We start from the raw sequence: 23,470 nt of genomic DNA, 5'->3' as shown, positions 1-23,470 counted from the left end.
CAATCCTTATGCTGAAATTTCAATGCGCTGGCCGGTCTTGGCGCTTTCGATCGCGCCGAAGACCATGGCAAGGCTTCTGATGTTGTCCGAACTTGCCGTTTCCGGCCGCTTGCCTGTCCTGATCGCCTCCACGAAGCTGGCGATGACACTGGCGTGACCGTGGGTTTCCTCGTCGTTGGCAGGGGCTGGCACCTCGACAGGCGTGAGCCCGTGCAACAGCCCCGCCTCCTTGCCTGACACCGCGGCCTTGAAGCCCTCTTCGCCGTCCCAGGTCAGCATCCCCTTGGAGCCGACAAGGCGCCACTGGCTTTCCCAGCTGGTGCGCTCGCCTTCGGCACACCACGAGCCGCGATAGGTGAACACCACATCATCGGCGAATTCGAAGGTAGCGTTGGCCGAAGCACCGTGCTGGTACCAGGAGCCCTTCGGATTGCGCTCGACGCAATAGACGGCAAGCGGCTTCTTGTCGGCGACATAGCGGGCGGCGTCGAAAGTGTGGATCGCCATGTCGAGCAGCAACACGTTTTCCATCTCCTCGCGGAAACCGCCGAAATGCGGCGCCAGGAAGAAATCGCAGTGGATGCCGGTGAGCTCGCCGATGGCGCCGCTTTCGACAAAACGGCGCATTCGGCGCACGCCCGAGATGAAACGGCGGTTCTGGATGATGGCGTGGATCTTGCCGGTATCGGCTGCGAGATCGATGAGCGCCGCACCCTCGGCAAGCGATGTCGCCATCGGCTTTTCAGAAAGTACATGGCAACCGGCCTTCAGTGCCGTCGAAACGACATTGAAGCGCGCGGTCGGAATAACCACGTCGAAGACGATATCGGCGTTTGATCTGGCAATGACGTCGGCGAGGTCGGTGCCAACAGCGGCGCCGCTCAAACCGAATTCCTCGGCGAGCTTTTTGGCAGCCGCAGGATTGACGTCAACGAGGCCCTTGACCTCGATTTCGGCCGCGAGAGCCGGGGTTTCCTTGATGGCGCGCAACCAGCCCTTGGACATGGCTCCACAACCGCAGAGAACGGCATTCAATGTCACGATTTCCTCCCGTGGACAGTTTCCGGTTTTCCTCCCGAAACATGTCCCGTAAACGTTTACGATACTAAGCGGAAACGTTTCTCGCTGTCAATCCCGACGGATTCACCCGAAATTGCTGCGGAAAACATCTGCAAATGCGGGGCTTTAACGCCACCCATGTTGCAGCGCAGCGGAAAAAATCTTCGCCGTCTTTTTGCCATCCGAACGACTTGAACCGCAAGAACCGCCACGCGGCCGGTTTCGTGTGCCTATCTGATCAGGATGGCTCTGAAGTCGTTGACGTTGGTTCCGGTCGGGCCTGTCTCGAACAGGTCGCCGATCACAGCGAAACCGCTATAGCTGTCATTGCCATCGAGCAGACGGCGCGGATCAAGGCCTGCTGCGCGCAGGCGCTCGATCGTCTTGCCGTCCGCAAAGGCGCCGGCATTGTTTTCGGAGCCGTCGATGCCATCGGTATCGGCTGCCAGGAGATGCATGTCGTGGCCTTCGATGGCCAGCGCCATGGCCAAGGCAAATTCGCCGTTGCGTCCTCCCCTGCCGCCCTTAGCCCGCAGCGTCACCGTGGTCTCGCCACCGGAGAGGATCACGACGGGCTTTGCAAAGGGTCTGTCCTTCACCAGCACCTCGCGGGCAATCGCCGCATGCACCAGCGCGACATCCCGAGATTCACCTTCGATGGCATCAGAGAGAATGACAGGTGTTATTCCCTGCGCCCGCGCCTGCGCTGCTGCAGCTTCCAACGACACGCCCGCCGACGCGATCACGTGGTGCTCGTGGGTGGCAAATATCGGATCATCGGGGCTCGGAGCATCGGCGGCAGGCGAGGCCAGAAAATCGAGAGCGACTTGCGGGAGTGGCATCTTGTATTGCCGGATGATCTCCAGGGCATCATGCCGGGTCGATCGATCGGCCACTGTCGGTCCGGATGCAACATAGGCGGGGTTGTCGCCGGGAATATCGGAAACGATCAGACTGACCACACGGGCCTTGGTTGCCGCGGCAAGCCGTCCGCCCTTGATCGTGGAGAGATGCTTGCGAACCACGTTCATCAACGAGATGGGGGCGCCAGAGGCCAGCAGCATCTCGTTCATGGCAATTTCATCCGTCAGCGTCAGGCCTTGCGGCGGCGACGGCAACAGGGCGGAGCCGCCGCCGCAGATCAACGCGATGACCAGATCGTCTTCCGTGAGATTGCTGACCGCATCGATCAGGCGTCGTGATGCAATCAGCCCGGCGCTGTCCGGGACAGGATGCGACGCCTCGATGATCTCGATGTTGCGGGTTTCGCAGCCATAGCCATATCGCGTGACGACGATGCCCTCGAGGGGGCCATCCCAGACCGTTTCCAGCGCCTGCGCCATCTGGGCGGCCCCCTTGCCGGCACCAATGACCACGGTTCTGCCCTTCGGCCTAGCTGGCAGGTGGGCCTTGATACCGGTCAGCGGATCGGCAGCGCGAACGGCGGCGGAAAAGAGATCGGTCAGGAAATCGCGGGGTTGCATGGGCATGGCTTTCGGGAAATTCAGGTATCGAGGCTGAAGGCGTCGCTTTCGCCGGCAACGAGTTCGAGCGGCCAGATGGTGTTGCGCGCACCCGCCGGATAAAACTCGGCATAGGCGGGCATGGTGGCGAGGAGGGTCTCGGCGAGTTCCGCACCGAGATCGCGCAGCGACATGCGAAAGCAGGTCAGTGCCGGCTGGAGAAACCTGGCGCGAGGTTCCTCGCGAAAACCGATGACGGCAAGATCGCGACCGGGCACGACGCCCGATTCGACCATCCGCCGGTAAAGCCCGATCGCCATCAGTTCGTAGATCAGGATGATCGCCGTCGGCCGGGGATCGAGCCGAACCAGTTCATGACCGGCCTGATAGCCACCCTGCTCGCTCGATTTCACCCGGATCACCAGCGCCGGGTCATAGGCGATGCCATGCCGCTCGAGCGAACGACGGTAAGCATCGACGAAGATATAGCCGAGATTGACGTCGTTCGACGGAGCCGCGATGGCGATGCGCCGATGTCCCTTGGCAACCAGCCGATCGACCGCGCAGGCAGCCACGCCCTCGAAATCGAGATCGATCCAGCTGTAATTGCCGCCAGACGAGCTTCGGCCAAGGGCGACGAAGGGGATTTTGGCCTTGGCCAGGAAATCGATGCGCTTGTCTATGCGCTGCGTGGCGGAGATGATCAGCGCATCGACGACGCGGCGCGCTACCATGCGCTTCAGATATTCCTGCGGGTCTTCGTCGCTAGGGCACGGCAGCATCACGAGATCGAGCTTGTGGCGGGACAGCACGCTCTGGAGGCCGCCCGTCAGGCCGAGGAAGAAGTTGTCGGAATTTTCGACGGTTTCCTTGCTCGACTCGATCATCAGGCCGATGACATTGGTCGTCCCCTGCCGCAGGCTCCTGCCCGACTGGTTCGCCACATAGCCGAGCTCTTCGGCGGCAGCCAGCACGCGCCTACGCGTCTCTTCGTTGACATCAGGCTTGCCATTGAGCGCCCGTGACACGGTCCCGATGGAAATATCGAGATGCTTGGCCAGTTGGCGAATTCCCCTCATCCCGACGATCATCCTCCCGATTGCTATGGGTTGCCGACCTTATGTGACACACCGAAACGGTTCCGGAAAGAACCTGTGTTGACGCAGCGGCGCAAACCAGGGGGGAGGGCGTTGGATTGGTCTCGGAGAAGAGGCATCTATTGGCGACATGACGCCCTACAGTGGCAATGTCATACCATCCGTGCAGTTCGCCATTGCCTTCGCTGGGTTTCGGCATCTGCCTTTAACCGTTCGTCGCGGCGTAACTCATTCGTCGAAGTGGCTATCGTCTTCATCAAGGATGTCCGCGCTGCGCTTCACGCGCTGGTAACCCTGCCTGCCTTCGGTACTGACGAGCACCACCCAATTGTGAAGACGATCCAGCCCGGAGCCCCGTTGCGTCGGCATGACAAGGGCCATGCAGGTCATGACTCGCGGTCCCGTTTCCCGGTAAGGTTGCATGTTCCAGGCGAACGCTTCGTCACGCAGACGGCGCTTGCGAAATGTGATGCTGCGTTTCCGCTCACTCTTCCACGGCATCATCTTCGACCTTTCATTGTCGGCGCACAGGGCAACCCTTCGTCGCCAAACCGCATTTGTTCATTCATCTGCTTGATTAGACACGTCGATACGCCTGCACAGTCTGCAGCCGCCGGACTGTTTCAAGCGGCAAGGCTGCCGGGTTCCCCGCAAAACCGGCAGGCAATCGTCAACGTGTCATCTGGCAGGTTCGGTGCGCTCAAAACATCAAAGGCAGCCTCTGCGATCTGGAGACCCCACAACCCAGGGAGGGGGGCATGTCGGACCGCCCGCAACGAAAGTTCGGATGATTGCTGGATGGTGATTTGAAGGTCGTCAACAGCAGGAAACACCGCGGAAGCATACTTGCCAGAGCCGAAATCAGGGCCACCAATAGAACTCCTGCACCACTCCCACCCTACTACCGGATTGTCATTTTCAAGTATCGAAGCCCCCACTTCGGTGGAGACAGGCATAAACTGCAGTTCAATTTGCATTTTTGTCCCCGTCTTAGCGCATATTAACGTTCCGGATAATTAAACTTTCCGGATATTATACTTGCGGCCGGAGGAAGCCCTACCAGACGATATTTCCTTAAGCTGCTTTGTTATTGCGACGAAATAAAGCTAAGCGCAAAAAGTCGCAGGTGCAATAGTCAGCAATTAACTAAAACCGATATAAAATGATGCCGTGTTCTCCCGGCCTCAAAGCCGATGAGCAATCAACGCGTTACGCTGTTGATCTTGATGCGCCGACGAACTCCCTCGACCGCGCAAAACACGATCACCCTGGCACAGAAAATCCCGCGGAAAGGTGAGAACATGCGCATATAGAGATGGTCGTGATTCCCAAAACGGGCCGAATCAATGCGGACAAGGCGGCGCATCAATACTTCGACTTACCCTTGGGCGGATGATTGAATTCAGGCCGCAAGACGCCGGTTGGCAATCACAAGGCGACGCTCCCACCACACCAGCACGAGGCTCGAAGAGACGATCAACACGGCGCCAGCGACCACGTTGACGGTCGGGACTTCCGACCAGATGAGATAGCCGTAGAGAAAGGCCCAGACCAGGCCGCTGTACTCCATCGGGGCAAGCGTCGATGCCGGCGCATGGCGAAAACCCTCATACAGCAGATATTGGCCGGCCGCGGAGATGACGCCAAGACCCAACATCAGAGCCCATCCGGTCATATCCGGCGATTTCCACAACCATGGCAGCATGACCCCGCAGGCGATGGCAAACATGAAACTTGTCGCCATCATCTGGTTCAACGTGCTTTCGGTACGGCTCACGAGCCGGATCAGCACAGTACTCCAGGCCCAGCAGAAACCGGCGAACAGAACCATGGCCGTCGGCAGCAGGCTCGGCGCATGGGTTGGGTTGGCAGCGAGCAGAACGCCAATAAAGCCGGCAATGCAGGCAAACCAGCGCATGGGGCCGACATTTTCCTTCAGCACGAAGATAGACAGGAAAATCACGATAATTGGCGCGGAAAAATACATGGTCGTGATCTCGGCGAGACCCAGATGCCTTGCCGCCGTGTAATAGGACATCCAGGCAGCGAGCATCAGACCCGCCCTCAGGATGACGGATTTCCGGTGCGCGCTCTTCAGAATGGAAGGGTGCCTGAACCGGCGAACCATGAAACCGGCGACTGCGGCGATGAAGACGCTGCGAATGAAAAGGATCTGCGGTACAGAATAGTCTGCAACGAGCCATTTGACGATGGCATCCTGGATCGCGAACAGCGAATAGCCGGAGCACGACAGAGCGATCCCGACAAGCGGATTCGGTGATTGACCAGAAGAACGAGAGAGCATTTCAGCCTGCGACACGTCATGATTGACGACGCTAAAGCACCTAGCAAGAAGCAGGCTGAACGACAATGCGAGATTTGGCTGACACGCCATTGTTATGGTGGCGATCGACAGATGTTGCTTCGGAGAGACAATCTTGGTGTATCTAAACGGACGCTGATTTTTGCTGGAGGTGGTACGTGACCAACAAGAGCACCGCGCCTTTTTATTCAATGCTTTCCTGGATTGTCTGGCCAGCGCTGTTTGTCGCCGGACTGGTGGGGGCCGGCGTGTCGTTCGCAACGACGACGCCTCTCCTGTGGTTCAACGCGGTCTATCTGTCTGTTGTGATAGTGGTTGCACTGATCGAACGAGTGATGCCCTTCGAACAGCAATGGCTGCGCCGTGATGGCGAAACGGTGAACGACCTCGCACACACGCTGCTCAACAAAGGCGGCGTCCAGATCGCCGCAGCCTTCGGCGCAACGGCGCCAATGGCCGTTGCAACAGTCGCTCACCCGATGATGACCGGCGTGACGCAGCTCTGGCCGACGGGCTGGCCCCTGCCGCTACAAGTGGTTCTGGGGCTGGTCATTGCCGAGCTTGGCCTTTACGTCGCACACAGAGCTGCGCACGAAATCCTCACGCTCTGGCGCTTTCATGCGCTGCATCACAGCGTTGAGCGGCTTTGGGTCATCAATACCGGCCGCTTCCATCTCGTTGATTCACTCTTCAAGATCGCACTGAGTCAGCTTCCGCTCTATCTTCTAGGCGCGCCCTTGCCAGTCTTTCTGTGGATCGGTGCGGTTACAGCCTTCATCGGCCTGCTCACCCACTGCAACATCGACGTGCGAACCGGGCCACTCGACTGGATATTCAGCACGCCAAGCCTGCACCGGTGGCATCATTCGCGTGTTCTGGCAGAGGGTAACACCAATTACGGCGAGAACCTTGTTTTATGGGATCATGTTTTCGGAACCTATTTCAACCCTGCACGACGGCCACCAGCCGACATCGGCATAAGCGGGCGCATCGCCGATGGCTTTCTGGCGCAGTTACTGCAGCCGTTCTCCGCGCGTGGGTTTCGGCAGATCCTCGGCCGCAGGGAGACCTCCCACCATTCAGACCAGGCGCAAAGCCATCGCCAATTGCCAGACTAATCGACAAACGCCGTCGCTGACGATGCGATCGGCACTACTCGGCTGGCGCATTCCAGCGCGTGTCGCTCTGGAACAGGTCGTTCAGCTTGTAGGCCACTTCCGTGCGGTTGGTTGCCTTGAGCTTCTTCATGATGTTGCGGATATGAACCTTCACCGTGCTTTCGCGAAGATTGAGTTCATAGGCGATGATCTTGTTCGCCTTTCCTTTGCGCAAAGCCTGCACGACCTCGGCCTGCCGCAGCGTGAACATGCGCGACAGCTCCCTCTGTCTCGGCGCGCTATCGACCGCCATCGATGCGGCGAAATTGTTACCCGCGACGATGAAAGTACCCCCGGCGACAGCCAGAGCAATCGCTTCAACGCAAACCTCGATCCCGACCGATGTCGGAATGAAGCCGCGGGCACCTTGTTCGATAACCTTCAACGTCTGACTGAGATTGTCTCCGTCACCAAGGATTATGACAGGCGCTGGCGCAAGCTCGGCGGCGATGCTCGCGATCTCTCCGCACAGCAAACCGTCGCTTGTGGTTCGGCCCGCGATATTGAGGAGAACAGCCTTCACACGCTGCCGCGGGTCCTTTTTCCGACGCCACTCGGCGACCGAGCCGACGGCAAGCGCCGTCATGCCAAGGCCATTGCGTGTCAATGTGGTGGCAAGGCACTCTCGCTCGAGCGTTCTCGAATCGATGATCAGCAAGCACCGATCAGTATCATCGGCGGCGGCTGTGTTCGCCCGCTCGCTCAGTGCTCTGGATGATGAGCCGGCCACGGCCTGCAATCTGTTGACAGGGGTGCGCCCACTCTCAAATTCCGAAGGTAAGTAATTCATACCAGCCTCATACCCAATAGTGTTAGAGGTGACCATTCGCAATGAACTTGCGATACTCGGGAGGCATTCACGTGTATTATTTCACTGAAGTAGTTCGTCCCATTTAACGACTTGCGCTACGTGGTTTCTTATTTATTAATAACCTACATATATGAGTAATGATAATCAATACAAAATATTTCTTCTGTATTAAGTCGCAAACTCCTAGTATATAGTATTATACATCTACTTGATGATAAATAGTATTTATTTCTACAGATCAGATATTTGAATAAATATTAATCCGGAAAATCGCCAATTGATGGAATATGCTTTCGTCACAATAATTAATATCGTGAGATTTAATTCGAGATTTACTTGCGTAAAATCGTCTTTTTCCGATGCAATGCAATACAGTCGCCTGGAAACCAGCGTTGACCCGATGCCAGCCGGACTGAAATGACCAGACGATTTTAATCCAATTGGCTGATGTCGATCGTCATCCAGGCTTCATGCAGGGTCAATCTGGCCGAGGCACAGGGCTGCAGATCAAACGGCATCTGCACGTCGCGAAAATTGCGCATATTCCCTTGTCAGTCGTCGTCAAAATTTCCCGCAAGGCGTGACGGACGCGAGATGCGCCTCCGCGATCTATTCGCGTCCCCTGAAACGTCGCTGGTAGGTGGGATCATAGAGCGAGCTCTCGCGAAAATCCGCCGCAGACAATGAGGGGCCGACAAAAATGATCGCGGTCCGCTCGATCGGCTCGGCGACAACCCTGGCTTCGATATCGCCAAGCGTGCCGCGAACAATCCGCTCGTCCGCCCAGCTCGCCTTGACGACGATCGCAACAGGGCATTCCCCGCCGTAGAGCGGGGTCAACTCGCTGACCACCTGACCCAATGCGTGAATGGCCAGGTGGATGGCAAGCGTCGAACCCGTCGCGCCGAATTTTGCCAATGTCTCGTCATTCGGCATTGGCGACGCGCGGCCGGAGACGCGGGTGAGCACGAGGCTCTGCGCAATACCCGGAATGGTGAGTTCGCGTCCGAGCGCGGCGGCAGCCGCCGCGAATGCGGGAACGCCTGGTGTCATCGTGTGAGCGATGCCATGCTTGTCCAAGCGGCGGATCTGTTCGGCGACGGCACTCCAGACCGACAGGTCGCCCGAGTGCAGCCGCGCCACATCCTCGCCGGCATTTGCAGCGCGCAGATACTCTGCCTCGATCTCATCGAGTGACAGCGGCGCGGTATCGACGATGCGCGCGCCTTCCGGGCAGTAGGCAAGCAGGTCCGGCGAGACGATAGAACCGGCGTAGAGGCACACAGGGCATTTGCCGATCAGATCGCGGCCGCGCACGGTAATGAGGTCTGCAGCACCCGGGCCGGCGCCGATGAAGTGAACGGTCATGTCTTTGTCCTCAACTTTTCGTCCAGCGCCACTGCGTCACCGGCATAGCCGGACGCCATCCCGTCATGTTCCCGATCGGCGCGGCGCGTGCAATATCGATCCGGGTCAGTGTTCCGCCCAGTTCGGCATGGGCGGCGAGCAGCTTGGCGTCCATCTCCAGCGTCACCGCATTGGCGATCAGCCGGCCACCGGTCTTCAACGCCGCAACGGCTGCCGCGAGAACGCCGTCCTCGCTGCCCCCGCCACCGATGAAGATGGCATCCGGCTCAGGCAGGGTCTGAAGCGCCAGCGGCGCGACACCGTCTATGACCGACAGGCCCGGCACCCCAAAGGCAGCAGCATTGCGCGCTATGCGCTCAGCCCGCTCAGTCGATTGCTCGATGGCGATGGTGCGCAGGGACGGGTCGCACAGCATCCATTCGATCCCTATCGAGCCGGAGCCGGCACCGATGTCCCAAAGCAGTTCGCCATGGCGAGGTGCCAGGGCTGCCAAGGTGAGCGCCCTGATCTCCTGCTTGGTGATCTGGCCATCATGTTCGAAGAGCGCATCGTCAAGCCCGGGGGTAAAGGCGAGCACCCGAGCGCCCTGCCCCGCCACGACATCGATGGCGCAGACATTCAACGGATCGATTTCCGTCAGCTCAAATGCATCGGCGCGACAGCCGCGCAGCCGCTCCCTGTCGCCTCCGAGCGCCTCGAGAACCTGCACCTGCGAGCCGCCAAAGCCGCTGGCCGTCATGAGCGCGGCCAGTTGCGCCGGCGTCTGCGCATCCGATGTCAGCGCAATGATACGGCGGCCGTGATGCAGATGGGGACGGATGAGGTCGAGCGAGCGCCCGTGCAGGGAAATAGAGGTTGTATGCTGCAATGGCCAGCCGAGCCGCGACGCCGCGAGACTGAACGAGGAAGGGGACGGAATGCAGCGTATCTCGGCGGCCTTGACGCTGCGCGAAAGCGTGGCACCAACGCCGTAGAGAAACGGATCTCCGGAAGCGAGCACGACGACGGGCGAACCGCGGCGTGCGACGATCGCCTCGATCGATCGCTCAAACGGGCTTTCCCATGGCAGGCATTCGCCGGTAATGATCCCGCCCATCAATGCGTGATGGCGAGCGCCGCCGAACACGACGGTCGCGGCGGCAATCAGGCGCTTCGCTTCATCGCCCAGTCCGGCTGGACCATCTTCGCCGATGCCGATAATAGTCAGCCAGCATTGGCCGGGAGCGGAAGACATATCAGGCATGGGCAATATCCGCATTCTGATGCTTGGCGGCACCACTGAAGCCAGCGCGCTGGCCAGGGCCCTTGCTGCCCATCCGGGCTACGATGTGCTGCTGTCGCTGGCTGGACGAACCGAGAAACCGTCGCCCCAGCCTGTGCCCACCCGCATCGGCGGCTTCGGCGGAGCGGATGGCCTGGCGGCCTTCCTGCGTCAGGGGCAATTCGATCTGCTTGTCGATGCCACCCATCCCTTCGCGGCACGAATGTCGCAGAATGCTACCGAGGCAGTGGCCAAGACCGGCATTCCGGCCTTCTGCCTTCGCCGCGCGCCGTGGATAGCGCAGCAGGGCGACAACTGGAGGCACGTCGCCAGCATTCAGGATGCCGTCGCAGCGCTCGGACGAAGCCATCGTCGGGTGTTCCTCGCCATCGGTCGCCAGGAAGCCTACCGAGCGGAGACTGCACAGCAGCATTTCTACCTGATCAGAAGCGTCGATCCGGTCGATCCTCAAATCGTGCTGACCAACGCCCGCTACATTCTCGACCGTGGCCCTTTCGACGTCGAAAGCGAAACGGCATTGCTGCAAGAGCATCGGATCGATGCGGTCATCACCAAGAACAGCGGCGGCGCGGCGACCTATGCCAAGATCGCGGCGGCGCGCGCGCTTGGCATCGAGGTGATCATGGTCAGCCGCGCTGCGGCTCCCGCCATGCCTGCGGTCGAAACGGTCGAGGCGGCTTTGGCGACGATCAATCACCTGCTCCCCCCAGGCTGAACCGCGGCGTGTAGACGATATCGGCTTTACCGTTGCGTCCGATTACCCTGGTCTCCACAGAACCAATGATCACGCATGTCGCCATGTCAGCCGTTGCGGCATCGGCTGCACCAAGCGGCTGAACGGAAATGCGCTCGTCCGGCCTCCCGGCGGCGCGGCCGAAGATCACCGGCACGGTCTCCGGCAGATGCCCGCGCAGCAGCTCGAAAGCCTTTCCAAGCTGCCAGGGTCTCGCCTTGCTGATCGGATTGTAAAGAGCGATGACGAAGCCGCCCTCTGCTGCGGCCCTGAGGCGCTTTTCGATCGTCGCCCAGGGCTTCAAATTGTCGGACAGCGAAATGGCGCAGAAATCGTGGCCAAGCGGCGCACCGACGCGGGCTGCCACCGCCAGCATGGCGGTAATCCCCGGCAGAATGACGAGATCGATATCGCGCCATTCGTCCGGGCCATTGTCGATCGCCTCGCAGACGGCAGCGGCCATGGCAAAGACGCCGGGATCGCCGCCCGATACGACGCAGACGACAGACCCCTTCGATGCAGCGCGCAATGCAGCGCCGGCGCGGTCCAGTTCCTCGCGATTATCGGATGCCTGGCGCGTCTGGTCGGGCCTGAGGCTCAATCGATCCAGGTAGGGTCCGTAACCGAAGAAGACGGTCGCTTCCGAAACAGCGGCAAGGGCCTCCGGCGTCATCTGATCCGGATTGCCCGGACCTGTCCCGATGACGAAAAGCCGGCCGCTCATCGGTTGCTCTCCCAGCCGGGCACAAGCACCAGCGAAAAATACGGCGCGTCGCCGTCTGGGCGGTCGGCAAGCTTGACCATCGCCGCATTGGCCATGGTGCCTCGCTCGACATAGACCGCTTCGGCCAGACGCCCCGATGCCTCTAGCGCACGGCGGATCTTCGGCAGATTGCGCCCGACCTTCATGATCACCGCAGCCTGCGTATCGGACAGCCGACGCTCGAGTTCGCCCTCGGCCATGGTTCCGGGCAGAACGGACAGCACATCATCGCCCTGAACAATCGGCATGCCGGCAACCGACCAGCAGCCGGACATGGCGCTGATGCCGGGGATGACTTCTGTGGGGTAACGATTGGCCAAGCGCACATGCAGATGCATGTACGAGCCGTAAAATAGCGGATCGCCTTCGCTCAGCACGGCGACCGTGCGTCCGGCATCGAGATGAGCGGCCACAGTCTCGGCAGACTGCTCATAGAAATCGGTAATCTGATGCCGATACTCGGCTTCGTTCTTCTCGATCTCCGTGGTGACGGGATAGAAGAGCGGCACGAGAACCGCATCCGGCTTGATCAGATGCTCGACGATCGCCTTGCCGTTTCCGCCTCTGCCGCGCTTGGCGAAATAGGCAATCACATCGGCGGCCTCGATCGCCTTGACGGCCTTGACCGTCAGCAATTCCGGATCACCGGGACCGGTGCCGACACCGATAAGACGACCAGCGCCACTCATAGACCTGGCCTCGCCAGGGCATTGATCGTGGCGGCAGTCATGGCACTGCCGCCGAGGCGGCCGCGCACGATCGCAAAGGGAACACCATAGGAATTTTCGGCCAGCGCATCCTTGGATTCCGCCGCACCGACGAAACCGACGGGCATGCCGATGATCGCTGCCGGCTTCGGCGCACCGTCGCGCAACATTTCCAGCAAGTGGAAGAGCGCTGTCGGTGCATTGCCGATGGCGACAACGCTGCCGGCGAGACGATCCTTCCAGAGATGAAGGGCGGCAGCCGAACGGGTGTTGCCGGTCTCCTTGGCGAGTTCAGGCGTGCGGGGGTCGTGCAACGTGCAAAGCACCGCGTTCTTGGCCGGCAGCCGCGTGCGGGTAACCCCATGCGCCACCATCTCGGCGTCGCAGAAGATCGGGGCGCCGGCATGCAGAGCAGAGCGGGCAGCGCTGACGAAATGCGGTGAAAACACAAAATGCTGCGCGGCCTCAACCAGGCCACAGGCGTGAATCATGCGGACAGCAACATCGGCTTCCTCAGCGGAAAATCGCGACAGATCGGCCTCGCTGCGGATGATCGCGAAGGACCGCTCGTAAATGGCGTCGCCGCTGTGGATGTAATCGTAGTCTGGCATTCCTATTCCTGTCGCAGCGCTCGCGTGACGTTATCCTTGCCCAACCTCCCGAGGCAGGCCCTAGCAGATTCGCCGGCCTGTCTCTGGTTTTTGATGAGGCGGGCGAGCCTCTCTATAGCGGAATTGATTTCACTGCCAGCAATCTGTGTGTCGGGCGCATCGGAGGCGAGGCCATCGAGGACGAGACTATAGCCGTTAGAGGTTCCGGCAAGCGTGAGCGCGGGCTTCGGATGGGCGCAACCCTTGGCACAGCCTGACAGATGCAGGACAAGGGAGCCATCCAGCACATCGGGGCATCGTTCGATCACCGCTTCAGCAACAGCCTTCGTCGCATAGAAACCGGACGCACAAGCACCCGCCCCCGCGCAGGTCGCAATATGAGAGGAAATGTCCTCGCCGTTGGCCGATAGGCCGTGCCGTTCAGCCAGTTGCCGAACCACCGCCACGGTCTCGCGTGTCAGGCCGTTCAGGAAGAAACCGCGGGCGGGAGCCGGCCGGACTTCCCTGATGCCCAGGCCTTCAGCCGAACTCAGGAAGGCCAGGAGATCAGTGGCGGCCAGCTGCCCGAACCTTGGCTTCAGCCCGATAACCGCCTGATCGGTGGCGGTGTAGTGAATGCCGATCGAGGCCCCCTTGCCGGCTTCAGGACCGGCGATCGGCGCGGCGCGCGTCTGCGGAAATGCCGACAGCAATTGCTCGTGCTCGATATCACGGCAACGCCTTTGCCAGCCGATAGAGAGCAGCAGCCGGAGCAGTGTACCCACCGTATCGATAGCCTCATCGGCGGAGCCGACTGCAATGGGACAGGCGCCGTGTCCGTCTCCAGCGATAGCCACCAGCCAGATATCTGCTGACACAGCCAGCAGACGGATATCCGCACTGACGTCAGCTAGGCCGAAACGCCCGCCGCCTTCAATGATGACCGCAAGCTTCGGCGCCAGCCCGGGCGAGCGCAGAAGCTCCGCCAGCTGCGTGCGCAGCCGTTGCTCCATCGCAGCCGCGCCTGCCACATCTCCGAACTCTGCACCGTGCAGCGGCGACAGTTCGATCACCGGGTTGGGTGGCACGATGATACCGGCCGCGTCCACTGCTTCAGCGAACGGCTCGACGGTCTCCTGGCTGAGACCACGGATCTGCAGGCTGCCGCGCGCCGTGATCTCGAGCAGCCCGTTGCCATATCGCTGTGCCGCATGCGCAAGCTGTTCGAACTGGCGAATTGTCAGGATGCCGCCTTGCGGACGCAGGCGCGCCAGCAATCCGTCGCCGGTCTGCATCGGTTGGGCGAGCGTCGGGCAGGCGCCGCGCCGCGCAAACGGCTGGGCAGCGGCCTCCGTCACGTCCGTTTCCATCTGCTTGCCGAGTGCCATCTCATCGGTTCCTTCCGCTCCGTGCTTATATGATCGCGGCGCACAGGGCAAAATCATCGCCTGGGTATCAGAGGTCGTCGAAATCGCGGCCTTTGCGGAGCAGGTAGATATCCATGATCCAGCCATGCCGCGCCCGCGCTTCCGCGCGCGTCCTGATGATGTCGTCGGCCACGTCACCAAGCCGCCCGGCGCGCACGATCTCATCGTCTGTACCAAGGTAGGCGCCCCAGAATATCTCGGCGTCGGGATCCTCGATCCTGGAAAATGCCTGCTCTCCATCCAGCATGACGATGGTGCTTTCGGCCCGATTGCCGTGCTCGACCAGCCGACGCCCGGTGGTGATCTCGACAGGCTTCCCCACCATGTTGATCGGAATACGATGGCTCGCCGCCAGCGCCTGGATACTGGTAATGCCGGGCACGACGCTGAAATCAAAGCTCGCGGCATCAAGCTGCCTTGCACGCTCGACGATGCGGATGACGCTGTCATAGAGGCTCGGATCACCCCAGACCAGAAAGGCGCCGATGCCGTCCTCGGGCAGATCATTGATCAGTCCGACATAGGTCTGTGCCAGTGCCGCATGCCACTGATCGACGCTCTCGATATAGCTGCGGTCGGACGTTTGACGGACAGGAATGGCGAACTCGACAACCTGCGTTTTCGCGCTGGTGATGAAGCGATCGCAGATCTCGCGCCGAACCGCAGCGAGCCCCTCCTTCTCCGTGCCCTTGGTCGGCAGGAAGATCATATCGGCGGCATTCATCTTGCCGATCGCCTGGATGGTGACGTGCTCGGGATTTCCGGTTCCGATGCCGATGATGTAGATGTGGCGCACGTCGGCTCTCCTGATCAACTTCCCCTGCTTTTGGCGCACCTAGCCCGGCGCTGCAAGGGCATGGATCAAGTCGGTGCTCGCCAACCGGCGACAGATCGACGCTGAAGATTGCTGCGATTTTCGAATCATGCGATCTTTTGGCGGCTGTTTCGGCATACCCTCGGCAATTGCAGGGGATAGCCTACCGAACGCTAAATCATCAGCAACGGCACTTCGCCGGCTGCATAATGTGGGAATAGCCGGACATGCTTGCGGCCCGGAAAGCATGACAACGACTTACGAGATCGACACCGCGCTGTTGAAAGCGCTGTTGCCGCTGTTCGTCCGGGCCGAAGACGCCTTGGCGCGGCTGGATGAGCGCGCCTTGAGATCCTCGATTGCCTCCGGCTTTTCCGAGCGCCGTCATTTCTTCGATGCGATCGGCGCCATGTGGGTAGCCGGCGAACTCGTGCATCTGGAGGATCTGGTGCTCCACGATGCCCATATGGATGTGCGCGCACCAAGCCATGAACTGACGATTGCCCATGCGATCCTGCGCGCCCGCCGCAGGATATGGACGAGCGAGGCACTTTGGGCCTTGAGCGATGCGGGTATCAGCGTTCTGACCGGGATCGGCGGCGAGCAGGACAGAGCACCGGAATCCAAGAGTGCCTATCCCGATCACGACCAAGACGACCATGAGCCGGATGCACTTCTAACCGCGGAGCTGGCCGAAATCGATGCCGTTCTGGCGCGGTCGAGCCGCCTGCTGGATGATCTCGCAAGAGGCTTACCGCAGGTAGTTGTCGCACCGCTGAAGCCAAGCCCGGACCAGAACCAGGACAGAGTGGGCCTGTTCGACGACGAGGAATGGGATGAGGCCGCACGCCTGCGCGAGTGGCAAAGCGTCATTGCGATCGCCGATGAATTGCCGCCAACGCTCGGTGCGGCCTTGCTGTTTGACGCGTGGGAGCAGATCGAACCGCTGCGGCGCCAGCACTGGCTGGGCGGCCTGCTGGTCGCTGGTTATCTCAGGCAGCGCGGCAAGGTCACCTCGCATCTGTTTTCATTCTTCGCAGGCCTCAAGACCGTTCGCCACGAACGACGGCGTTCCCGGCAGCGTCTGACACGCCTGCAATCCTTCCTTGAGGCGATGCTGGAGAGTGCCGATCTCGGCCTTAAGGAAATGGACCGCCTGTCGCTTGCTCAAACCCAGATGGAAATGCGCTTCAAGGATAGGCGCTCCAACAGCAGCCTGCCGGAGCTTGCACAATTCGTGCTGTCGCGGCCGATGGTATCGTCGGCCATGGTCGCGCGCGAGTTGAGGCTCAGCAGCCGCGGGGCGCTCAATCTGCTGAACGATATCGGCATCCGCGAGATCACCGGACGCGGACGCTACCGTGCCTGGGGGATTATTTAGAGCCTTTCAGCAAACAGAAAAGCGGCCGGACATCAGCCCGGCCGCTTTCCTTTGGTGAACACCCGATCCACGCATCCTGTCACAGAGTGAGGACCGGGCGTTCTGGCGCTTCCTTTGCCCCCAGAAGCGCCGTATTTCTATTCCCGCTCGCCGGTGAAGTTCAGCAGCAGCTGGAAGATATTGACGAAGTTCAGGTAAAGCGACAGAGCGCCGAAGACGGCCAGCTTCTGGTTCGATTCCTGATCGTAGTTCTCGGAATACTGTTCCTTGATATTCTGCGTGTCGTAGGCAGTCAGGCCGACGAAGACGAGGATACCGATGACCGAGATCGCAAACTGCAGCGCGCTCGAGCCCATGAAGATGTTCACCACGCTGGCGATCACCACACCGATCAGACCCATCATCAGGAACGAGCCCATGCGGGACAGATCACGCTTGGTGGCGTAGCCATACAGGCTGGTCGAGCCGAACATCGTCGCAGCGATGAAGAAGGTGCGCGCGATGCTGGTGCCGGTGAAGACCAGGAACACCGAGGCCAGCGACAGGCCCATGACGGCGCAGAAGGCCCAGAACATCATCTGTGCGGCGCCTGCCGACATCGTCTGGATCTTGAACGAGAAGAAGAACACGAAGGCGAGCGGCGCCAGCATCACCACCCACTTAAGCGGCGACTGGAAAATCGGCACGTAGAGCGCCGGCGTGCTGCCGACGATGAAGGCGACGATGCCGGTGATGACCAGACCGATGCCCATGTAGTTGTAGACGCGCAGCATGTGCTGGCGAAGGCCTTCGTCAAAAAGTGCCTGCGAGCCAACGGCTGCGCCGTAACGCTGCTGATTGATCGGGTTCATGGAGCTCTCCTCGATTGAACTAGTAAAGGGTACGGGCAAGCCGGTCGGCTGCCTGATCCAGTGTGATGGAGCGGTCTGCCGTCACCAGCGCATAGGCGACGTCGCCGATCTGCCAGTAGGCGGTCTCGGCATTATCCAGTGCGATATGACTGACGGACTTCACGGCAAAGACGCCCGGCCGAACGGCAAACAGCGACAACTGCTTCTTGTCTGCCGTGACGATAGCCATCTCGACCGAAGGCCCGAAGGCCGACGGGAATATCTGCACGTCCGATATGGTCCAGTCCTGCGGAAGCTGCGGCATGACGATGCCGGTCGCTGCCCGGATTTCCTCAGGCTTGTAGTCTGCCACCAAAGGCGTCTGCGCCGACTGGCGCACCAGCGTCGTCCTGTACGCCCTGACCGCGTCTTCGACATAGGCAGGGGCCGGCACCGAGGCGGCCACCTCGGTCGCCGTAAACGCGCCGAAGGACGTGTGCGCAACCCAGCCGGCAGCGACAAGAACGCCAACGGCGGCAATCCGCTGAACCGCATGTAAGATTCGCCCATAGGCGAGGCCACGCTCGAGACGGCGCGCCGCGTCGCGCGTTTCCGCCCGGCCGAAGGCACTTTCGTTGGCCAGCGCAAGGCGAAGTTCACCGCGCATGCTGAGATCAGCCATCACCTTTGCGGCTGTCTCGGGATTTTCGGACAGGTAGGATTCGACCTGAATACGGCGCGCAACATCAAGCTCGCCATCGACATAGGCGTCGAGATCGGCGTCGATGATTGGATCAACTGGCTTCACTGCCGCCTCCTTCGATCACTCTCAAATGCGATGCACGCGGCGTCTTTTCCTCGAACTCACGGAGCTGAGCGCGGGCGCGTGAGATGCGCGACATCAATGTGCCGATCGGAACGCCAAGCGCTGCTGCGGCTTCCTGGTAGGACAAATCTTCGATCGCCACGAGATGAAGCGCCTCGCGCTGCTCTTCCGGAAGATGGAAGAAGGCGTTGCGCACCTGCTGCAGGCGCACGGCATGTTCCTGGCCGGCCGGCAGGGACTGCTCCGCTTCGACGGCGGCCTCATCGTGCCGTCGTGTCAGCGAACGTCCCTGCCGGACGCGGTCGATGTGAGCGTTATGCACGATTGAGAGCAGCCACGTACGAAGGTTACCTCCGCTGCGGAAGCTCTGCTTCTTCTCGAATGCCCGGACCAAGGCATCATGGACCAGATCCTCGGCATCATCCGAATTGCGCACAAGCGAGCGAGCGTAGCGCCTGAGCGCTGCGAGCTGACCGATGACATCGAATGGGCGTTCTTTCCGTTCCATAATTGAGTATACGAAGCCACGCGTTATTTTATTCCCGCGGCCGCGAAATTTTTATGCGGCACCGCCCGTCGTGGAAAGTTCTTCGAGAATCGGGCAATCCGGCCGATCATTGCCATGGCAGGCGTGAACCAGATGCTCCAGCGTGCGGCGTAGCTCTGTCAGTTCACGGATCTTGCGATCGATCTCTGAGAGCTTGGCCTGAGTCAGCTCTTTCACATCGGCACTCGCGCGGCTTTTGTCCTCGTAAAGCGCAAGCAGCTGCCGACATTCCTCGACCGAGAAGCCGAGGCCGCGGGACTTCTGCAGAAAGCGCAGCTTGTGGATATCGGCAGGCGCATACTCGCGATAGCCGTTCCCGCCCCTGTCGGGGCGGATCAGGCCGATGTCCTCGTAATATCGTATGGTCTTCGACGGCAGGCCGGAGCGCTCCGATGCTTCACCGATGTTCATCGCATCCTCCTATAGCTTGGCGAACCGCAGCCGCAGCGCATTGCTGATCACCGAGACAGACGACAGGCTCATCGCGGCGGCCGCAATCATCGGCGACAACAGCAGCCCGAACACCGGATAGAGCACGCCGGCTGCCAGCGGAACGCCGAGCGCATTGTAACCGAAGGCGAAGCCGAGATTCTGGCGAATATTGCGCATCGTCGCATCCGCCAGCCGTCTTGCCCTGACGATGCCGTTGAGGTCGCCCTTCACCAGCGTGATGCCGGCGCTTTCCATCGCCACGTCGGCACCCGTGCCCATGGCGATCCCGACATCGGCGGCGGCAAGCGCCGGCGCATCGTTGATGCCGTCACCCGCCATGGCGACCACGGCACCCCTGGCGTGCAACTCGTCGATCAGCGCCTTCTTGCCCTCCGGCAGGATGTCGGCGCGGACATCATCGATCCCGAGGCTACGGGCCACGGCGCGCGCCGTGCGTTCATTATCGCCTGTGGCCATGATGATCCTCAGGCCACTGTCGTGCAGCGCCTTGATGGCTGCCGCCGTCGTCGGCTTGATGCGATCGGCAACGGCCACGAAGCCCGCGAGGCGACGGTCGACGACAACGAACATCACCGTCCGACCCTCGTCGCGCAGCGACTGAAGTCGCTCGCCATGCGCGGCGACATCGATGTCGAGATCAGCCATCATCGCAGCATTGCCAAGCGCGACGCCCTTGCCTCCAACCGTGCCGCGGACGCCCTTGCCGGTCGCGGATTCGAAGCCGGTCACATCGAGCAGGGTGACGCCCCGCTCTTCTGCGCCGGCGACGATGGCTTCGGCCAGCGGATGCTCCGACCCCCGCTCCAGACTGGCGGCAAGCTGCAGGAGCTGTTCCTCGGCCAAACCATCGAAAACAACGACATCCGTCAGCTTCGACTTGCCTTCCGTCAGCGTCCCTGTCTTGTCGACAATCAGCGTATCGACCTTTGCGAAACGCTCCAGCGCCTCGGCATCCTTGATCAGCACGCCGGCATGGGCACCGCGGCCGGTGGCGATCATGATCGACATCGGCGTGGCCAGCCCCAGCGCGCAGGGGCATGCGATGATCAGCACTGCAACGGCAGCCAGCAGCGCATGAACCATCCGCGGCTCCGGCCCGACGAAAGACCAGACCAGGAAAGCGGCGACAGCTGCAGCGACGACGGCGGGAACGAAGAAGGCGGAAACGCGATCGACGGCGCCCTGGATCGGCGCACGCGAACGTTGCGCCTTGGCGACCATATCGACAATCCTCGACAGCGTGGTATCGGCGCCGACCTTTTCCGCGGTCATCACAAGCATGCCGTTCCTGTTGATGGTGCCGCCGGTGAGGCTGTCGCCCTGATCCTTCTCCACAGGCATCGGCTCGCCTGAGATCATCGATTCGTCGATCGTCGATCGGCCCTCGCTGACCTTGCCATCAACCGGAATACGTTCGCCGGGCCGGACCCGCAACCGATCGCCGACCACGATGTCATCGACCGGCACGTCTGTTTCGGTTCCATCTGCGCTCAGACGCCGCGCGGTTTTCGGTGCTAGATCCAGCAGCGCGCGGATGGCCGATCCGGTCCGTTCGCGTGCTTTCAATTCCAGGACCTGACCGACGAAGACGAGCGCCACGATGACCGCGGCGGCCTCGAAATAGACAGGAACAGCACCTCCATGCCCACGGAACGTATGCGGGAAGATGCCGGGCACAAGCGTCGCGACGACGCTGTAGAGATAGGAGGCTCCGACACCGAGACCGATCAGCGTCCACATATTGGGGCTGCGATTGACGACGGAAGCCCAGGCACGGCGAAAGAACGGCAGTGCCGCCCAGAGCACGACAGGCGTCGCAAGCAGCAGTTCGATCCAGGTCGATAGCGGCTCGCCGATCCACCCACCTATAGGAAGCCCGATCATCGGCCCCATAGTGATGGCGAGCAGCGGGATCGACAGGGCGGCGCTGATCCACAGCCGACGGGTGAAATCCACCAGTTCCGGGTTCGGGCCTTCGTCAGCGGGCGGAATGCCCATCGGTTCCAGCGCCATGCCGCATTTCGGGCAATCACCGGGCTGATCGCGAATGACTTCGGGATGCATCGGGCAGGTGTATTGCGTGCCCGCAGGCGCGGGCTTGGCAGCCGGCTTGCTGCCATCGCGATAGGCCGCAGGTTCGGCTTCGAACGTCGCCTTACAGCCCGCCGAGCAGAAATAGTGCTTGTCGCCTTCGTGTCTCAGGAAATGCCGGGCGCTGGCGCGATCGACTGCCATGCCGCAGACAGGGTCCCTGGCGGTCAGATAATCCTCAGGTGCGGCCTCGAATTTCGTGCGGCAACCATCGCAGCAGAAATGATAGACGCGCCCTTCATACTCCAGCGACGGTTTGCCGGTATCGGGATCGACCGTCATGCCGCAGACCGGATCGCGGATCACAGCCGTGTCCGTTGCGCCATGATGATGGCTGTCGTGGTCGTGGTGATCTGCGTGGGTGCTGTCCATCAATCTCTCCTGCGCCTGAAAGGCAGTGAATCGACTTATGAACCTTCCAGCAACTGGAAGGTCAAGCACAAATTTGACAGATCGACTGATGAAGGCAAACCACCGGACGCGGCGCGGCATCAAGCAGCTTTCCGCGGTCAGCTCAGGCCGCGTCAGACAAGCTTGCCGTTCCGTGCCACCAACTTGCCGGCCTTGTAGACCGCTCGGCTCTTCGGCGCGGAAACGACTGCTTCGGGCACATGCTCTGCATCCAGCACCACGAAATCGGCCTTGGCACCCTCGACCAAGCCGTAGCCCTCCAACCGCAATGCCGTGGCACCCGCCGACGTGACGATATCGAAGGCCGCTTCCAGCTCTTGGTCCGTGTAGAAGCCGGAGCGATAGCCGATCATCGTCGCGCGACCGAGCATGTCGCCATCGCCATAGGGCCACCAGGAATCGCGTATGTTGTCGCTGCCGGAGAACACCGTCACGCCCGCAGACCGCAGCAGGGCAATCGGCGGGAAATTGTGGGCGCCGGGTGCGTTGGTCATGATCGAGACGCCGGACTTCGCAAGCCTGTCCGCCGTGCGCTTGGCCATATCCTGCTGCACGTCGCCAAGCCCGTAAGCATGGCTGACGGCGACGCGGCCCTGCATGCCAAGCGCCACCGCACGGTCGCAGATCTGTTCGATGGTGAAGACGCCAAGCGTGCCGGCATCATGCAGGTGGATATCGACATCGACGCCGCGCTTTTCGGCAATGCCGAAGACGACGTTGAGATGGCCCTCGATATCACGGTCGAAACTTGCCGGATCGAGCCCGCCGACGAGATCGGCACCAAGCCCGATCGCCTGATCCATCAGATCTGATGTACCTGGGCTTTTCAGAATGCCGCTCTGCGGGAAGGCGACAAGCTGGATGTCGATCCGGTCGCGATACTCGTCGCGCACCTTGAGGATGGTTTCGAGCGACTTCAGGCCGACCGATCCATCGACCATCACATGGCTGCGCATGGCGGTCGCGCCATTGGCGATGCAGAGTTCCAGCTGCTTTCGCGCCCGTACATCCATAGGCTCGGCAATCGCCATGTTCTGGTGCTGGAACGCCACGCGCTCGTGCACGTCGAAACCATTGGTGCAGGGCTTGTGGGAGATCCACTTGCCGCCGAAGAAGCTGGTATCGAGATGGATGTGGCCTTCGACGAAGCCGGGCAGGATCAGCAGCCCACCGAGGTCCACGACCTGTTGGCCGTCCTTGGCAACAACCTCGCCCACGGTGATCGCGGCGATGCGCCCGGCCGAAACCGTCAAAGTCCTCATTGTCCCATCGGGAAATTTCGCGCGGCTGAACAGCGTCTCGCCTGAAGTCATTCATGTGCTCCGGTTTTTATTGTT

23 protein-coding genes are annotated in these 23,470 nt (G+C 60.9%); 3 read left to right on the top strand and 20 right to left on the bottom strand.

Translation table 11 applies throughout. From position 1 onward, the window contains the following. Positions 1–6 precede the first annotated feature (6 nt). From GVL52_RS10080 to GVL52_RS10055, 6 genes are all read right to left on the bottom strand, one after another. A complete protein-coding gene (locus GVL52_RS10080) occupies positions 7–1,041 on the bottom strand; it encodes a Gfo/Idh/MocA family protein (RefSeq protein WP_160006402.1) in 1,035 nt (344 codons plus the stop codon). Positions 1,042–1,289: 248 nt separating this feature from the next. Further along, positions 1,290–2,549: a glycerate kinase gene (locus GVL52_RS10075; RefSeq protein ID WP_160006400.1), complete on the bottom strand. Its 1,260-nt coding sequence runs from the start codon at positions 2,547–2,549 to the stop codon at positions 1,290–1,292. A 14-nt stretch (positions 2,550–2,563) separates the two neighbouring features. Continuing rightward, on the bottom strand, positions 2,564–3,601 hold the full coding sequence (locus GVL52_RS10070) for a substrate-binding domain-containing protein (RefSeq protein WP_160006398.1): 1,038 nt from the start codon (positions 3,599–3,601) through the stop codon (positions 2,564–2,566). A gap of 246 nt (positions 3,602–3,847) precedes the next feature. Continuing rightward, positions 3,848–4,123: a hypothetical protein gene (locus GVL52_RS10065; protein ID WP_160006396.1), complete on the bottom strand. Its 276-nt coding sequence runs from the start codon at positions 4,121–4,123 to the stop codon at positions 3,848–3,850. Between the two features lie 119 nt (positions 4,124–4,242). Continuing rightward, positions 4,243–4,596 carry a hypothetical protein gene (locus GVL52_RS10060; RefSeq protein ID WP_160006394.1) on the bottom strand — a complete coding sequence of 118 codons (354 nt, stop codon included), beginning with the start codon at positions 4,594–4,596 and terminating at the stop codon, positions 4,243–4,245. Positions 4,597–5,021: 425 nt separating this feature from the next. Further along, positions 5,022–5,924 (bottom strand): DMT family transporter, encoded by a 903-nt coding sequence (locus GVL52_RS10055; protein WP_160006392.1) that lies wholly within the window; start codon positions 5,922–5,924, stop codon positions 5,022–5,024. 176 nt (positions 5,925–6,100) lie between these two features. Here GVL52_RS10055 and GVL52_RS10050 point away from each other — a divergent pair, with 176 nt between their 5' ends. Further along, positions 6,101–7,060 carry a sterol desaturase family protein gene (locus GVL52_RS10050; RefSeq protein WP_160006390.1) on the top strand — a complete coding sequence of 320 codons (960 nt, stop codon included), beginning with the start codon at positions 6,101–6,103 and terminating at the stop codon, positions 7,058–7,060. A gap of 34 nt (positions 7,061–7,094) precedes the next feature. Here the strand turns inward: GVL52_RS10050 and GVL52_RS10045 are convergent, their stop codons facing one another. The 3 genes from GVL52_RS10045 to cbiE all read right to left on the bottom strand — a co-directional run bounded on the left by GVL52_RS10045 (position 7,095) and on the right by cbiE (position 10,521). Further along, complete coding sequence (locus GVL52_RS10045) at positions 7,095–7,889, bottom strand: response regulator transcription factor (RefSeq protein WP_160006621.1); 795 nt, start codon at positions 7,887–7,889, stop codon at positions 7,095–7,097. A 630-nt stretch (positions 7,890–8,519) separates the two neighbouring features. Further along, complete coding sequence (gene cobM / locus GVL52_RS10040) at positions 8,520–9,278, bottom strand: precorrin-4 C(11)-methyltransferase (RefSeq protein WP_160006388.1); 759 nt, start codon at positions 9,276–9,278, stop codon at positions 8,520–8,522. A gap of 10 nt (positions 9,279–9,288) precedes the next feature. Further along, a complete protein-coding gene (gene cbiE / locus GVL52_RS10035) occupies positions 9,289–10,521 on the bottom strand; it encodes a precorrin-6y C5,15-methyltransferase (decarboxylating) subunit CbiE (RefSeq protein WP_160006386.1) in 1,233 nt (410 codons plus the stop codon). On the opposite strand from cbiE, the gene GVL52_RS10030 reads away from it, so the two are divergent. Then, positions 10,520–11,275: a cobalt-precorrin-6A reductase gene (locus tag GVL52_RS10030; protein ID WP_160006384.1), complete on the top strand. Its 756-nt coding sequence runs from the start codon at positions 10,520–10,522 to the stop codon at positions 11,273–11,275. The genes cbiE and GVL52_RS10030 overlap by 2 nt on opposite strands. Here the strand turns inward: GVL52_RS10030 and GVL52_RS10025 are convergent. From GVL52_RS10025 to cobF, 5 genes are all read right to left on the bottom strand, one after another. Continuing rightward, positions 11,250–12,017 carry a precorrin-3B C(17)-methyltransferase gene (locus GVL52_RS10025; protein WP_160006382.1) on the bottom strand — a complete coding sequence of 256 codons (768 nt, stop codon included), beginning with the start codon at positions 12,015–12,017 and terminating at the stop codon, positions 11,250–11,252. The two genes, GVL52_RS10030 and GVL52_RS10025, sit on opposite strands and share 26 nt — an antisense overlap. Next, positions 12,014–12,745: a precorrin-2 C(20)-methyltransferase gene (locus GVL52_RS10020; protein WP_160006380.1), complete on the bottom strand. Its 732-nt coding sequence runs from the start codon at positions 12,743–12,745 to the stop codon at positions 12,014–12,016. Before GVL52_RS10020 ends, GVL52_RS10025 begins: the two co-directional genes overlap by 4 nt. After that, positions 12,742–13,374: a precorrin-8X methylmutase gene (locus GVL52_RS10015; protein ID WP_160006378.1), complete on the bottom strand. Its 633-nt coding sequence runs from the start codon at positions 13,372–13,374 to the stop codon at positions 12,742–12,744. Before GVL52_RS10015 ends, GVL52_RS10020 begins: the two co-directional genes overlap by 4 nt. A gap of 2 nt (positions 13,375–13,376) precedes the next feature. Further along, entirely contained in the window at positions 13,377–14,741 is a 1,365-nt protein-coding gene (gene cobG / locus GVL52_RS10010) for a precorrin-3B synthase (protein ID WP_160006376.1), read from the bottom strand. A gap of 67 nt (positions 14,742–14,808) precedes the next feature. After that, complete coding sequence (gene cobF / locus GVL52_RS10005) at positions 14,809–15,576, bottom strand: precorrin-6A synthase (deacetylating) (RefSeq protein ID WP_160006374.1); 768 nt, start codon at positions 15,574–15,576, stop codon at positions 14,809–14,811. 265 nt (positions 15,577–15,841) lie between these two features. On the opposite strand from cobF, the gene GVL52_RS10000 reads away from it, so the two are divergent. Next, positions 15,842–16,975 (top strand): RHE_PE00001 family protein, encoded by a 1,134-nt coding sequence (locus tag GVL52_RS10000; RefSeq protein WP_160006372.1) that lies wholly within the window; start codon positions 15,842–15,844, stop codon positions 16,973–16,975. 137 nt (positions 16,976–17,112) lie between these two features. On the opposite strand, the gene GVL52_RS09995 is transcribed toward GVL52_RS10000, so the two are convergent. The 6 genes from GVL52_RS09995 to GVL52_RS09970 all read right to left on the bottom strand — a co-directional run bounded on the left by GVL52_RS09995 (position 17,113) and on the right by GVL52_RS09970 (position 23,446). After that, positions 17,113–17,826, bottom strand: a complete 714-nt coding sequence (locus tag GVL52_RS09995; protein WP_160006370.1) for a Bax inhibitor-1/YccA family protein — start codon at positions 17,824–17,826, stop codon at positions 17,113–17,115. 19 nt (positions 17,827–17,845) lie between these two features. Then, on the bottom strand, positions 17,846–18,613 hold the full coding sequence (locus tag GVL52_RS09990) for an anti-sigma factor (protein WP_160006368.1): 768 nt from the start codon (positions 18,611–18,613) through the stop codon (positions 17,846–17,848). After that, positions 18,600–19,139: a sigma-70 family RNA polymerase sigma factor gene (locus GVL52_RS09985; RefSeq protein ID WP_160006366.1), complete on the bottom strand. Its 540-nt coding sequence runs from the start codon at positions 19,137–19,139 to the stop codon at positions 18,600–18,602. The genes GVL52_RS09990 and GVL52_RS09985 overlap by 14 nt, the downstream gene beginning before the upstream one ends. A 51-nt stretch (positions 19,140–19,190) precedes the next feature. Beyond that, entirely contained in the window at positions 19,191–19,589 is a 399-nt protein-coding gene (cueR, locus tag GVL52_RS09980) for a Cu(I)-responsive transcriptional regulator (protein WP_160006364.1), read from the bottom strand. Positions 19,590–19,598: 9 nt separating this feature from the next. Then, complete coding sequence (locus GVL52_RS09975) at positions 19,599–22,094, bottom strand: heavy metal translocating P-type ATPase (RefSeq protein WP_160006362.1); 2,496 nt, start codon at positions 22,092–22,094, stop codon at positions 19,599–19,601. A 152-nt stretch (positions 22,095–22,246) separates the two neighbouring features. Beyond that, complete coding sequence (locus tag GVL52_RS09970) at positions 22,247–23,446, bottom strand: amidohydrolase family protein (protein WP_160006360.1); 1,200 nt, start codon at positions 23,444–23,446, stop codon at positions 22,247–22,249. Positions 23,447–23,470: the final 24 nt, after the last annotated feature.

Source organism: Rhizobium sp. 18055, assembly GCF_902706285.1.
Classification (GTDB): domain Bacteria; phylum Pseudomonadota; class Alphaproteobacteria; order Rhizobiales; family Rhizobiaceae; genus Rhizobium.
The sequence above is the reverse complement of the archived record's forward strand: the minus strand, read 5'-3'. Positions and strand labels throughout refer to the sequence as shown.

What these genes read in the sequence shown, in the direction of transcription:
- GVL52_RS10075 (WP_160006400.1), bottom strand. Translation starts at nt 2,549, where the DNA reads ATGCCCATGCAACCCCGCGATTTCCTGACCGATCTCTTTTCCGCCGCC.
- GVL52_RS10070 (WP_160006398.1), bottom strand. Translation starts at nt 3,601, where the DNA reads ATGAGGGGAATTCGCCAACTGGCCAAGCATCTCGATATTTCCATCGGG.
- GVL52_RS10065 (WP_160006396.1), bottom strand. Translation starts at nt 4,123, where the DNA reads ATGATGCCGTGGAAGAGTGAGCGGAAACGCAGCATCACATTTCGCAAG.
- GVL52_RS10060 (WP_160006394.1), bottom strand. Translation starts at nt 4,596, where the DNA reads ATGCAAATTGAACTGCAGTTTATGCCTGTCTCCACCGAAGTGGGGGCT.
- GVL52_RS10055 (WP_160006392.1), bottom strand. Translation starts at nt 5,924, where the DNA reads ATGCTCTCTCGTTCTTCTGGTCAATCACCGAATCCGCTTGTCGGGATC.
- GVL52_RS10045 (WP_160006621.1), bottom strand. Translation starts at nt 7,889, where the DNA reads ATGAATTACTTACCTTCGGAATTTGAGAGTGGGCGCACCCCTGTCAAC.
- cobM (WP_160006388.1), bottom strand. Translation starts at nt 9,278, where the DNA reads ATGACCGTTCACTTCATCGGCGCCGGCCCGGGTGCTGCAGACCTCATT.
- GVL52_RS10030 (WP_160006384.1), top strand. Translation starts at nt 10,520, where the DNA reads ATGGGCAATATCCGCATTCTGATGCTTGGCGGCACCACTGAAGCCAGC.
- cbiE (WP_160006386.1), bottom strand. Translation starts at nt 10,521, where the DNA reads ATGCCTGATATGTCTTCCGCTCCCGGCCAATGCTGGCTGACTATTATC.
- GVL52_RS10025 (WP_160006382.1), bottom strand. Translation starts at nt 12,017, where the DNA reads ATGAGCGGCCGGCTTTTCGTCATCGGGACAGGTCCGGGCAATCCGGAT.
- GVL52_RS10020 (WP_160006380.1), bottom strand. Translation starts at nt 12,745, where the DNA reads ATGAGTGGCGCTGGTCGTCTTATCGGTGTCGGCACCGGTCCCGGTGAT.
- GVL52_RS10015 (WP_160006378.1), bottom strand. Translation starts at nt 13,374, where the DNA reads ATGCCAGACTACGATTACATCCACAGCGGCGACGCCATTTACGAGCGG.
- cobG (WP_160006376.1), bottom strand. Translation starts at nt 14,741, where the DNA reads ATGGCACTCGGCAAGCAGATGGAAACGGACGTGACGGAGGCCGCTGCC.
- GVL52_RS10000 (WP_160006372.1), top strand. Translation starts at nt 15,842, where the DNA reads ATGACAACGACTTACGAGATCGACACCGCGCTGTTGAAAGCGCTGTTG.
- GVL52_RS09995 (WP_160006370.1), bottom strand. Translation starts at nt 17,826, where the DNA reads ATGAACCCGATCAATCAGCAGCGTTACGGCGCAGCCGTTGGCTCGCAG.
- GVL52_RS09985 (WP_160006366.1), bottom strand. Translation starts at nt 19,139, where the DNA reads ATGGAACGGAAAGAACGCCCATTCGATGTCATCGGTCAGCTCGCAGCG.
- cueR (WP_160006364.1), bottom strand. Translation starts at nt 19,589, where the DNA reads ATGAACATCGGTGAAGCATCGGAGCGCTCCGGCCTGCCGTCGAAGACC.
- GVL52_RS09975 (WP_160006362.1), bottom strand. Translation starts at nt 22,094, where the DNA reads ATGGACAGCACCCACGCAGATCACCACGACCACGACAGCCATCATCAT.
- GVL52_RS09970 (WP_160006360.1), bottom strand. Translation starts at nt 23,446, where the DNA reads ATGACTTCAGGCGAGACGCTGTTCAGCCGCGCGAAATTTCCCGATGGG.